The following is a 12,382-nucleotide window of genomic DNA, read 5'->3' on the forward strand; positions in this document are numbered from 1 at the left end:
GTGTACCGCGTGGTGTACCCCGTGGTGTTGGACGTGGATTCGGGCGTGGTGTACTTCTCGTTGTACAGCGTGGTGTCGGAGGTGGTGTTGGGCGTGGTGCGCGGCGTGTTGTTCGGCGTGTTGTTCGGCGTGTGGTTCGGCGTGTGGTTCGGCGTGGTGTCGGACGTGGTGTCCGGCGTGTTGTTCGGCGTGGGGTACGGCGTGGTGTCGAGCGTGGGGTTGGGCGTGGGGTTCGGCGTGTTGCACGGCGTGGGGTACGGCGTGGGGTCCGGCGTGGGGTTTATATTCGCCTTTTTCCGTCCTGATAATTGGCTAATCGGGCTTTTGGCTGGTCCCCAAGGGCGACTTTTTCCCCGTATTACCCTTCTACCGCTGCCGGGGTTAACCTCGACTCTACAACAATGGTTACAGCAAGACTGGGAAACAGCTATTAATAACCTCAATCAATACCTTCGGTACAGCCGCCAGTTTATTCCTGTCCTTGCCGCCGTTAACCGCGCTTTATCGCAATTCCCAGAGGCAGAAATTATCTATCGCGTCTCCCGTCTGGCAGAAAATCCCTCCGATTGGCAATTGTTAAAATATGCGTCCGCGAAACTGTTTTCTTTTCCTGACAGCAAAATCCGTCTCGATACTCCTGCTCGCGCCGCCGCCGCCGGTTTTTGGTATCTTCACCAAGAGGACACCGAAAAAGCCGAAAAAGCCTTTGCTGTGGTACGTTCCCTCGCCTACGGGGAAGAAATGTATAGCCTCGCCCAAACTTTACACCGATTTAGTCTGGCAGCAACTCCCGATAGTATCGCTTCCCTGGAGGTTGCCCCCATTGCCGCAGAACCTTCATTACGTCCGCAAACTTGGCAAGCTATCAGCAGTTTAAATCTAGTTATCGCAGAAATGGCTTTAGTCCAGGGAAGTTACTCCCAACAGACCAGATCCCTCGCTCTTAATCGGATTATCGGGGAATTAAGGGATATAAACGACCAACAGGCGGCTACTTTACCCCAAGCAGAAAAAGAATTAATCCTTTCTATCGCCGAAAAATGGGCAGAAATTAGCACATCCATCGCGAAAACGGTGGGAACGGTAACTACTACCCAACCGATTCCTAATCCCTACATTATCGGTGATCCGGTGATCGGTAAACGCTTTGTTGGTCGTGGGGATATCCTGCGGGAACTTCAGTCAATGTGGTCCGGAGATAACCTATCCTCCGTAATTCTCTATGGTCATCGTCGCATGGGTAAAACTTCGATTCTACGCAATCTGGAGGCCTATCTTCCACCAAATGTCTCGGTTATCTACATTAATTTACAGCGCTTGGCCACAGTAACCAGCCTAGCCGAAGTTCTCCTGACTATGGCTGAGGAAATCGCCCAAAGTTTGGCAATTGATGCCCCAGAAGAGGAAAAAATCTCCCAACATCCAGAAATGTATTTTAATCGTTATTTAGACCGTCTGATGCGCCAGATTCTGCCGGAAAAAGCTAAAACCGGTTTAATTATTGCCCTCGATGAGTTCGAGATAATTGAGGATTTAATCGAAGCGAATACCCTCCCCCAGAATTTCCTCGGCTATCTGCGTTCCCTTGTCCAGAGTAGTCCGCGTCTAGCTTTTGTTTTTGCTGGATTACATACCCTAGAGGAGATGACTGCCGATTATTTTCATCCTTTTTTTGGCAGTGTTTACCCGATTCCAGTTAGTTTCCTCTCTCCTGAGTCCACTCGCGTTATCCTCGCTAATCCCGTTGGGGAAGACGAGGATTTTCCCCTAGACTATACCCCATCCGCTTTGGACAAAATTTATCAACTTACCCACGGTCAACCCTATCTAGTACAAATGATCGGCTTTCATCTGGTACGTTTTTATAATAAACAGGTCTTTGAGTTGCAACGTCCCCAAGATATTCGTTTTCAGGTGGAAGATGTGGAAAAAGCCATCGATGCTGAGTTTTTCCAAAGGGGGAATTATTATTTTACGGGTGTCTGGAAACAGGCTAAACAAGAGCCGGCCGGACAACAGGAAATTTTAATAGTTCTTTCTCCCCATCTGCAAGGATTAACCCGGGGAGATTTACTGTCCAGCACCGGACTAACTGCCACAACTCTCGACCGGGCCCTAAAAACCCTTGAAAATCATCATGTCATCGAATGCCAAGACTCCCGTTATCGGATTGCTGTGGAATTATTCCGTCGTTGGGTATCGGAAACAATGGCCTAAGGGACTTGCGCTTTAATAATGTACCTTTTGGGCGAACGCAGTTCGCCCCTACATTGTGGACAAAATCCGTTACTGTAGGGGCGCAAAGCTTGCGCCCTCCGATCGGTTGGGATATTATTCTCACGCAAGTCCCTAAATTCTTTTGTTATATTTTTGGCTAATATCTCAGCCCAAAATAGGGGGGTTACAGGGCAGCACGGATTCCCACTATAACAAAATAATAGAACAAATCTGGGAATTTGTCAAGGCCTTGGCAATTTTCCGGTTAAAATTGTTTGTTGAGATGGGGTAAGGAACAAAACCCGCCAGGCTCCAACGAAAAACTTTAGTATAATCAAGAATATTTAGTATTTATTAGCTTTTCTGTCTAAGATTGATGTTAAAGGCTGTTCTGTTCGATTTTAATGGGGTGATCATCAATGATGAACCAATCCATCAAGAGTTAATTAATGAAATCTTGCTCGGAGAAAATTTGCTGCCCCTAGGGTCGGAATTTGCGGAGTTATGTCTGGGAAGAAGCGATCGCGTCTGTTTGCGTAATGTTCTCACCCGTCGCGGTCGTCAAGTGACCGAGGAGTATCTGACTAAGTTAATTAACAAAAAAGCCAGTTTATACCGAGAAAGATTAGGAAAATTAGAGAAACTTCCTATTTATGAGGAGATATACTCTTTTTTAAAACGGGTTAAGGCCAGGGATCTACAAATCGGTTTGGTGACGGGAGCAATACGCTCGGAAGTGGAATCAATCTTGCAACAGACGGGCCTTGGGGATTATTTTAGTGTCATTGTCACCGGGGATGAGATTAGCACCAGTAAACCTCAACCGGATGGTTATTTACTGGCTGTAGAAAGATTCAATCGTTGGAATTTTAATCTGCAATTGCAACCCTGGGAATGTCTGGTGATTGAAGATACTTTTGCCGGTTGCGAAGCGGCAAAAAGAGCGGGAATGCAGGTGGTGGGAATCGCTCATACCTACCCCTTCCATTTTATGCAGAGAGTGTCCAACTGGGCGATCGATAATTTCTCCCAACTAGATCTCGAGCGCGTGGAGGAAACTTTTAGCCAAATCGGGGATAAAAAGGAGCGATCGGGATTTTTAGGCAATCTATGACCATCTAGAGGCGATTCACAAGCTGAAAATCCCTACTTGCAAAAATTGGCAATTCGTGTTATGCTAACGAAAGTGCTAAGAAAATGCGGGTGTAGTTTAGTGGTAAAACCCTAGCCTTCCAAGCTAATGATAGGGGTTCGATTCCCCTCACCCGCTTAGGCTGTTGTGCAGTAAACGTCTAAGGAATTATCGGTAATATCAACGGCGATTCTGACTTAGAGATCGCTATCTTCTAAATATCTCCGCAAGTCTTTGGTACGCTGCTCGGTGACATTTGCCAAACAAAAACCGTAAATCATGGGAGCTAGAGAGCCTCCCTCATAGGCACTTCTTTCAAATTCGCAACTGCTGTCTCTAAACTTAATCCAAGCTTGTTGGGCGCTAATTAATTTTTGTTTGCGAGCAGCTGACAGTCTTGGCAGTAGTTGTCGATAAACTTGATTTAACTTGCGATCGGCGTTTTGATAAGCGATGCTGGCACAAATGTTCATTTCGCTTTGAGTCTGGGGATTGTTACAGTTAGGACGTTGAGCTAGTTGCAAGTTTGTCGCTGCAGATGTGGGACTGGCAATGCTAGGGGTAGCCATCCCGACAGCAAATAAACTTGCTATGCTTAATACGGTTAGCAAAAACTCGCCCATGCCTACTTATTTTAATGACGGTAAGAATAGGATAGCAGAAATGCGATCAAATCGAGCATAGCTTTTTCATTCTGCTCGATTCGTTGGTTGGCTTGGTTAACTCTATTTCATTATTTCCAAAAAAGAAAATTAGAGGAGTTGATAACTAAAAAACCCAGACGGGAACTCGTTTATAAGCAGGAGTCCCACAGCGAGGATCGATTTTAGCTTTGAATAAAACATTGGTTTCGGGATAGAACATAAAGCTAACACCTTCGCGAATCGGACCGAAAATAAGTTCGATATTCTCTAATTTGCCAGCATCTCCTTGAACGGTGACTCGTTGATGTTCTTGAAAGCCCGCTTTTTTGGCATCTTCGGCGTTGATCAATAAACAATGACGGTGAGGCATTCCCCGATATTTATCGCCCACTTGATAAACGACGGTATTATGTTGTCCATAACTGCGTCCTGTTCCGAGAATCAGAGCAATTCCGGGGGCATTTTCTGGTTGATTGAAATCTTGCTTTTGCGGTGCTTTTAAAGTGGGTAAAAGGGTGACAGACATTTGCGCTTTTCCGGTCGATGTTGGAAAATGGGGTTCGGTAAAAATCCGTCCGCTAATGGTAAATTCTGTTTGGGTTTGATCTAATTGCCCGATCTTTTCATAACCCGGAATCGTTTTGGCGATTAACTGACGAATATAGGCGGTATCGTGTAATCTCGACCAATCAATCGGGTTTGTGCCTAAAACCTTGACGGCAATATTTGTTAACAGTTCTACTTCCGAGATGATATCCACATGGGAACCCTGTAGATGACTGCTTCCCCGCTCGTTAAAACGGACAAAATTATTGCCCGATTCGGTGGTTGTCGGGTGAGGATTTTCAAAACGAGCGAATACGGGTAAAATTACCGTATTTTGTCGGGCTAATCCCTGAAAATGTCCTAAATTTGGCTTGGTGGCAACATAGAAAATCGTATCAATTTGAGCTAAGGCTTTTTTGGCTTGAGTTAAATCTGGATTTGCCCCATAAAGATTACCTCCCAAACAGAAAAGAGTGTTAATTTTTCCCCGTTCGGCAGCTTCAATTAATGCCCTGGTATCATAACCGCCGGTTATATTTAATGGCTTTCCTAAAAGTTGAGCAAGTGCCTCGGCGATTTCCTGACGTAATCTCACTGTAACGCCCATAGAACCGAAGCCCTGTACATTAGAATGACCTCTGATTGGCATGGTTCCGGCTCCGATTTTGCCAGCATTTCCCGTCATTAAAGCGGTATTGGCAATACTGATAATATTATCTACCCCATTTTCCTGTTGTGTAACCCCCATCGCCCAAGCGAAAACTACACGCTCTAAATTGCCGAAAAGGGCGGCGGTTGCTTCAATTTCTTCTCGGGACAAACCGCAGGTTTTAGTAATGGTTTCCCAGGGTGTTTGTCGGGCATAATCTATAACAGATTGCCAATTTTCTGTACGGGATTTGAGATAATCCCACCGCACTAAATTTTGTTCAATTAAAGATTTTTGTAATCCGACAAATAGGGCAGTATCGCTACCCGGTATCGGCTGTAGGTAGAGAGTCGAAATATCGGAACCGCCCCGCAATAAAGATTTAATCGGAAAAGCGGGCGAGGAGAATTTGACCAATCCGACTTCAATTTGCGGGTTAATAATAATAATTTTACCGCCGCGATCACGAATTTGAATTAATTCATTCATCAGACGAGGATGATTAGCCGGAGGGTTAGAACCGATCAATACCACACAATCGGCTTGTTTTAAACTTTCCAGACTGACCATCGAAGTTCCGGTTCCGAAAACCTGTTTTAAGCCTACGGTCGAGGCGGCATGACAGAGATCGGAACAATCGGCTAAATTATTACTTCCTAATGCCCGGAAAAACAATTGTAAGAGATAGGCGGCTTCATTAGAAGAACGTCCCGAACTATAGGAGGCAATGGTCTCGGACGGTTGATGAAAAGCTTGTTCGGCTAATCGATACACTTCTTCCCAACTAATACGTTGATAGTGACTTTCTCCGGCTTTTAAGAGGACGGGATAACTGAAACGACCCAATCGATCGCATTCTAGGGAGGTTAAGGACTGTAATTGAGCGAGATGATAGGTCTGAAAAAAATCGGTTTTAATACCTGGCATTAATTCGGAAGTAACTGCCTCGACACTTTTGAGACAACGTTGCAGACTTTCCCCCGCTTCGTTGACAAAACCGCCCTTTTGTCCTCCCGTTCCCCAAGCGCAAGCTAAACAGGCACTTTTATGATTCAAGGTTTGCCAGAGTTTAACCCCTTGAGGAGAGAGGGTTTTTTCTGCCCAATATTGCAATACGGGAAAACCCCCGCCCGCCTCAATTTTGTTGGATGTTTCTCGTTCGTTCATCGTTTTTTTCTCCCGATTTTTTCTCAAATTTCTCCGATAGGGAGAGTGTATCCAGTACAGTTAAGTTTATCACTATTTTTTAAAAAGTGCATCAGCAACGCATAAACGACTGGGTAAGCTACGGTTAGTTGTTGACAATATCCCCTGATTGTGATTTTATCAGACTGGGGAGAGGTCTATTACAATGATAATTCCGATGGATAAAAATGAAGACTTTCAACATTTAGAAGAGATGATCGTTAATCTCGAAGCAAAACAAAAACAGATTCTGAAGGGGATGTTAGATTATCCGATTGAGATCGATTCGGCAATTCGGATACTTTCGGTTCCGTCTCGGCAATTGCCAACAACTGCTAATAATTTAACCAGACTACATAAAATACTGAAAGAATTGGAAAAACAAGGATTGGTTAGTTTCCACGATTCTCAATATTCTTTGACCGAGTTGGGAAGAAAAATAGTAAGACACCTTAGCAATAAGAGTCCAACCCCAAGACGGGATGCACAGAGAAAGGAAAAACTGCAAAAAAGCTACGATTTTTTAGAACTCCATAGACAAGGATTAAGCTATCAGCAAATAGGGGATAAATACGGACTAAGTCGCGAGCGCGTTCGTCAAATTCTTGCCAGTAACCCCGAATTTGAAGCTTATCGGCAAAAACAAAAGGAAAACAATTATCGTTGAACGACTGTAAGAAGAGCGAGAAACGAAATTTACAATCTTTCTAACAATTCCTCGCGGGATAAATTCGCCAAAGAAAGAAGTAAAACGGTGCGTTCCGAGATGGGAAGTTGGGCAATCTTTTCTACTAGACCAGATAATTCCGAATCTAGGCTGCCAAAGCGTCCTTCCAGAAGACTGGTTATCATAGAGTGACGTTCTTCTATTTTCCACTCTTCCCTTTGTTGTAAATAAGCTGGTGATAGATTCATGATGTCCTCCTGTTCTTCGGTACTTAAATTATCTCTCAATTCTAAGTTTTTGCGCCAGTTGGCCAGAATTTCTAATAAATTCTCTCGAAAAGGATTGCGTTCTGGCAGTTCAACTAACTCTTCTACTGCTCGTTTTTGAGTTCCTCCTTTACCTAATACTCTCAACCATAAGGTGTCTTCATTTACTGGTAATTGATGAATGACAATGATGCCCGCTTTGAGAGACTTCGCTAAAAAGTAAACCCCTGTTAACCAATTACTCTCATCGCTGTGAGTCCCGAAATCTTCAATCATTCTAGCTGAAAAGGTGGGCGTTAGAATCCAGAGAACTGGTAGTTCAGCTTCTGTTAGAGTTTTGTTTGACCGTTTCGCTTTTCTCAAGACATCCCCATGAACCGCGTATAACTTTGACAAACAACCGCGAATCTCTACCTCGGTCGGGGGATTGCGAAAAGGTTCAAATAAACAGGAAGTAGCCGCCATTTTTCCGAGTAACCCTAAAGGTAACTCAGTGGGAGGAGGTGAGCTAAATGGTTCAAACCAGACATCGATTTCTTGAACCTCACTTTTTACTTTCTTACTTTTTCTAATCATCCCTAGAGGTGTTAGTAATTCCTCTAAATATTCCTTAGCAAATTGGTCATGAATTTGGCGAGTCATTCAAATTAATAATCAAGCATAAAAAGGACGGTAATAATCTTATTATATCATTAATTAAAAAGGAATCCAATCGACAAATCGATCCATCTTCTGCTTCGGTAGTTTCCCAAATCATAATTAATTCTTCGGCTAGTTTTCCCATTGTTGTTGTGAGATGTATCCAAAACAGTCCCCAGATTTGTTGATTTTTTTGCCAATATTCTTCTACTGGTACGATTATCTGTCACCAAGAGTCGTTGAGATAATCCTAAATACTGTAAAACATCAGGGTCAAGAGTTCCTAACGGTGGTATATTCGGCTCTCCAATGCGTAAAATATCTATCTCTGGATTTAACCTTAAGACAGCGACTTTCAATCGGGGGGATAAGTTTTCATCCAGTAAAAACTTGATTTTCATACCTTGATAGAATCTTGCCTTTGCTGTTTAATTTTTCTCATCTTTTCTCGTTGAGGTGAAGGATGTTTTAGTGCTTCATGATAGCGGGTCTCTCGCCAATTCTGGAGGCGCAATAAATAGGCATCAATTTTTTGCCGATTCTGGAGATAATAAGTAATAGTAGCGTAGATTTTTTCTAAACTTAGATCGGGATAGATAGCATTTATTTCTTCTGGGGTATAGCCTTCCAAGAAATAAAAGAGTACGTTGTCAATTCCGAGGCGATGACCTTTGATTCTAATATCATGGCTCTTCTCGACTTTGTGTGATAATTTTGGCTTATGGAATCCTGAAGTGCTTATTGGGCAAAACTTTTAGGACTATTTTGCGGAATAAACTATCAGTATAGACCTACTTTCCACACAGAAACCAGAAGAGCCCAAGATTTTACTGTCCCAACCGTTTCCGCGCCCCCTCACACCCCCACGATGCTTCAGTGCCATCCCTGCCACCAAACAGACCCCACCTCTTATCTAAACTTTTCTCCAAATGGTAAAACTCTTAACCTAATGAAGTTTCGGCGATTTCATCCGTGCAATTGTCCTCCAAGTAATCTAATTATTTCCCTCTTATTCACCTATCCCTACTCCATCTCCGATAATCTCAACCAATGAGGCTGTTTTCACAAAATTTAACGATTAGCCGACAATGAATCGCCGATGGTAGAAATATTCAGCGATCGCTAAAGTGCTTAACAAAAGAAATTATAATCTTATCGATTTTGACCGTGCCACTATCCAAAGGAATAGATTAGATTTCTTGAAAAGACCGATGCGGGGAAATTACCGATCAATCACCCGAACTTTTTCCTTATCGGTAAAGATCGGGAGATGTGCCTATTCTTGTTATTCCTAATACATCCGAGAGCGCCCGTCCTGTCGAATTTATCTTTAAACCCTAACTATCCCCGTACAATTATCAGCATATCGATCATAAACCTTGAGATAAGTTGCACACCATGAGCGAATACCAATATTACGAATTCCAAGCTATCGATCGCCCCCTCACCCAAGAGGAAAGGGCTGCCATCTGCGAGCTATCGAGTCGCGTCAAACCGACGGCAACGACTGCCAGTTTCAACTATAGTTACGGCAATTTTCGCGGGGATCCCAAACAGGTGCTGGCTCGGTATTTCGATATCATGTACTACATCACCAACTGGGGAACACAGCAATTAATGTTTCGTTTTCCCACATCCCTGATCAACCGAGAAGCAATTGAACTTTACTGTATCGATAATTATATCAGCTTATCTTTTGCGGGAGATTGGGCAATTTTAGATTGGGAATTTAGTCAAGAAGAGGGTTTTAATGACTGGATAGAAGGAGAAGGGATTCTATCGGAATTGATAGGATTACGCCAAGAAATTCTCCAGCAAGATTATCGAGGATTATATTTAGCCTGGCTGAAAGCTATTGACTTATCGGAGGGATATATAGACATCGATAAGACCCAACTAGAACCTCCTTTACCCCCCGGACTAGGGCAACTTTCTGCCGCTCAAAAGGCTTTTACGGAAATCTTTGAATTGGACGAACACTTATTAAATGTTGCTTGTGCATCCAGTGGTAAACTAACAACTATCTCGGAGCAAACTTGGCAACAAGCTATTAGCCAATTATCGGCTTCTGAACGCGAAGATTTCCTATTAAGATTGGCTAAAGGAGAACATAATTTATCTGCTAAATTCAAACAAAAGCTATCTCAATTAATCCCTAATTCTCCTGCTTCTAACCAGCCTCGACGCACGATCCAAGAACTTCTTGAGGCTGCTGCTGAGGAAGGAAAAAAGGCAGAAAAACGGCGACAACAAGAAGCGGAAGCCAAGCGAATTGAGGAACTACAAACTTTAGCTAAACGGGAAGCGCAAGTTTGGCAGCAAGTCGAGTCCCTAATTCAGAAAGCCCAGTCTAAATCCTACGATGAGGCTGTTAAATTGTTGGTCAAATTAAGAGATTTAGCCGAATATCAAAACCGGTTACCCGTTTTCCAAGAGCGCCTGAACCGGATTTACGAGCAGTACAGTAACCGGTCTGGGTTGAAGAGGAGGTTACAAGAAGTGGGACTTACTGACAGTAAGTGAATCGCTCTTGAATTTTCGGCGGCTGCATCTCAATTTGGTCGAAATATCTATATTACATTTTGGGCGCACGCAGTTCGATCAACTCACTGACCACGATGCGCCCCTATCATTGGCGCAATAACTGACAAGCGATCGGTTTTTCCTCCGGGGTAACGTGGAACGTGATCCGAAGGAATCTTTTTAACTGGAAAGACGATCTGTTAATGTACGGCTGTAATGCCTCATTTTGTCCTATAGGTCTAATAAAGTTGTTAAGTATTGCCGTTATCGATCGAGATCGGGTTAGCTTGGAGATAGCAGTGAGCATTCAGCTTTAAACACTTAATAACTGCTAACCGAATCACTGATAAGGGGGTTTTTTCATGGCTTTTAGCCGTTCTAGCGGTATTTTGCTTCATCCCACCAGTCATCCCGGTCGTTACGGGATTGGAGAACTAGGTAGAGAAGCCTATCAATTTATCGATTTTTTGGCTCAAAGTGGTCAAAAACTCTGGCAAATTCTCCCTTTAGGCCCCACAGGGTACGGTAACTCTCCCTACATGAGTTTTAGTGCCATTGCTGGCAATCATCTCCTGATTAGTCTCGATATTCTTCGGGAAAAAAACCTGCTTAGTGAGGCAGATTTCGAGGATATTCCCGATTTTCCCCTCGATCAAGTGGATTTTGAGCGATTGATCGCTTGGAAAATTCCCCTACTTAGAAAGGCGGCGAGCAATTTTGTCAAGGGTTCTGACACAATTCTTTACAAACAGTTTGCCGGCTTTTGTGGTGGCAATGCTGATTGGTTAGAGGATTACGCCCTATTTATGGCTTTATCCCATGCTTACCAGGGTAAAGCATGGATGGAATGGCCGACAGAAATTCGCGAACGTCATTGGGGTGCGTTGGAAACACCGAAACAGGAGTTACAAGAGGAGATTTTTCTGCACAAATTCCTGCAATTTGAGTTTTTTGAGCAGTGGTTAGCCTTAAAACGCTATGCTAACTCCCTCGGTATCGAGATTATCGGTGATATCCCCATTTATGTCTCCCATAATAGCGCCGATGTTTGGGCAAATCCGCAGGTTTTCCGACTAGATCCCCAAACGGGTAATCCCTTGGAAGTGGCCGGGGTTCCCCCAGATTATTTCTCAGAAACGGGGCAATTATGGGGAAATCCTCTCTATGACTGGGATTATCTCAAAAATACTGGCTTTGACTGGTGGGTACGCCGTTTAAAAGGGGTTCTTTCCCTAGTCGATATCATCCGTATCGATCATTTTCGCGGATTAGAGGCCTATTGGGCCGTGGCTTTTGGCCAGGAAAATGCTATTAATGGTCATTGGCTGAAGGCCCCAGGTTATGATCTGTTTAATACTATTGGCACTCGTTTGGGTAAATTGCCGATTATTGCCGAAGATTTGGGCGATATTGACCAAGCAGTCCTAGATTTTCGCGATCACTTTGCTTTCCCGGGAATGAAGATTCTCCACTTCGCTTTTGGGGGTGATGCGGGTAATCCCTATCTCCCTTTTAACGTCGAACGCAACTGTGTGATTTATACCGGCACTCACGATAATAATACTACTGTGGGCTGGTTTCAGGATAATGCCAATGACTACGAAAAAGCGCGACTTTATCAATATCTTGGCGCTCCCAGTGGTCAGGGAGTGGCTTGGGATCTGATTCGACTGGCCTATAGTTCCGTGGCTAATCAGGCGATCGTGCCGTTACAGGATGTGTTAGGTTTAGGATCGGATGCGCGAATGAATACCCCCAGTGTCGCAGAAGGGAATTGGTCATGGCGCTATCGTCAGGAAGCTTTAACCGGAGAATATAGCGAGAGATTGCGAGATTTAGTCAATCTTTTTGGCAGAAATCGTTAAATAGGGTTTGCTGAAAAAGCTTTTCCTGGGGGCAGGGTGTGGGGTGTGG

The 12,382-nt window shown here is 43.9% G+C and carries 10 protein-coding genes and 1 tRNA gene; 6 read left to right on the plus strand and 5 right to left on the minus strand.

Annotated features, from left to right (window positions below):
* The 3 genes from IQ224_RS16485 to IQ224_RS16495 form a co-directional block, all read left to right on the plus strand.
* Positions 1–2,217: ATP-binding protein (locus IQ224_RS16485; RefSeq protein ID WP_228036269.1), on the plus strand; the 2,217-nt coding region annotated here is incomplete at its 5' end.
* A 376-nt stretch (positions 2,218–2,593) separates the two neighbouring features.
* Positions 2,594–3,331: an HAD family phosphatase gene (locus tag IQ224_RS16490; RefSeq protein ID WP_002742999.1), complete on the plus strand. Its 738-nt coding sequence runs from the start codon at positions 2,594–2,596 to the stop codon at positions 3,329–3,331.
* An 85-nt stretch (positions 3,332–3,416) separates the two neighbouring features.
* Positions 3,417–3,487: transfer RNA gene (locus IQ224_RS16495), tRNA-Gly, on the plus strand.
* Between the two features lie 59 nt (positions 3,488–3,546).
* Here the strand turns inward: IQ224_RS16495 and IQ224_RS16500 are convergent.
* Together IQ224_RS16500 and IQ224_RS16505 are read right to left on the minus strand one after the other, a co-directional pair.
* On the minus strand, positions 3,547–3,972 hold the full coding sequence (locus tag IQ224_RS16500) for a lysozyme inhibitor LprI family protein (protein ID WP_002742998.1): 426 nt from the start codon (positions 3,970–3,972) through the stop codon (positions 3,547–3,549).
* A gap of 145 nt (positions 3,973–4,117) precedes the next feature.
* Positions 4,118–6,355 carry an FdhF/YdeP family oxidoreductase gene (locus IQ224_RS16505; protein WP_194033233.1) on the minus strand — a complete coding sequence of 746 codons (2,238 nt, stop codon included), beginning with the start codon at positions 6,353–6,355 and terminating at the stop codon, positions 4,118–4,120.
* Positions 6,356–6,551: 196 nt separating this feature from the next.
* Here IQ224_RS16505 and IQ224_RS16510 point away from each other — a divergent pair, with 196 nt between their 5' ends.
* Positions 6,552–7,040: a sigma factor-like helix-turn-helix DNA-binding protein gene (locus IQ224_RS16510; protein ID WP_002742995.1), complete on the plus strand. Its 489-nt coding sequence runs from the start codon at positions 6,552–6,554 to the stop codon at positions 7,038–7,040.
* A 29-nt stretch (positions 7,041–7,069) separates the two neighbouring features.
* On the opposite strand, the gene IQ224_RS16515 is transcribed toward IQ224_RS16510, so the two are convergent.
* Genes IQ224_RS16515 through IQ224_RS16525 form a run of 3 tightly spaced genes read right to left on the minus strand, consistent with a single transcriptional unit; the run spans position 7,070 to position 8,687 of the window.
* The gene (locus IQ224_RS16515) at positions 7,070–7,948 is read right to left on the minus strand and encodes a hypothetical protein (RefSeq protein ID WP_002742994.1); all 879 of its coding nucleotides are present in this window, start codon (positions 7,946–7,948) and stop codon (positions 7,070–7,072) included.
* A gap of 50 nt (positions 7,949–7,998) precedes the next feature.
* A complete protein-coding gene (locus IQ224_RS16520; protein ID WP_002742993.1) occupies positions 7,999–8,346 on the minus strand; it encodes a DUF5615 family PIN-like protein in 348 nt (115 codons plus the stop codon).
* Positions 8,343–8,687: a DUF433 domain-containing protein gene (locus IQ224_RS16525; RefSeq protein ID WP_051048463.1), complete on the minus strand. Its 345-nt coding sequence runs from the start codon at positions 8,685–8,687 to the stop codon at positions 8,343–8,345. Before IQ224_RS16525 ends, IQ224_RS16520 begins: the two co-directional genes overlap by 4 nt.
* 656 nt (positions 8,688–9,343) lie before the next feature.
* Here IQ224_RS16525 and IQ224_RS16530 point away from each other — a divergent pair.
* Both IQ224_RS16530 and malQ read left to right on the plus strand, forming a co-directional pair.
* Complete coding sequence (locus IQ224_RS16530) at positions 9,344–10,468, plus strand: hypothetical protein (RefSeq protein WP_002742991.1); 1,125 nt, start codon at positions 9,344–9,346, stop codon at positions 10,466–10,468.
* Between the two features lie 362 nt (positions 10,469–10,830).
* On the plus strand, positions 10,831–12,333 hold the full coding sequence (gene malQ / locus IQ224_RS16535; protein ID WP_002742989.1) for a 4-alpha-glucanotransferase: 1,503 nt from the start codon (positions 10,831–10,833) through the stop codon (positions 12,331–12,333).
* The last annotated feature ends 49 nt before the right edge of the window (positions 12,334–12,382 follow it).

This window comes from Microcystis sp. LEGE 00066 (genome assembly GCF_015207925.1).
Classification (GTDB): domain Bacteria; phylum Cyanobacteriota; class Cyanobacteriia; order Cyanobacteriales; family Microcystaceae; genus Microcystis; species Microcystis ichthyoblabe_A.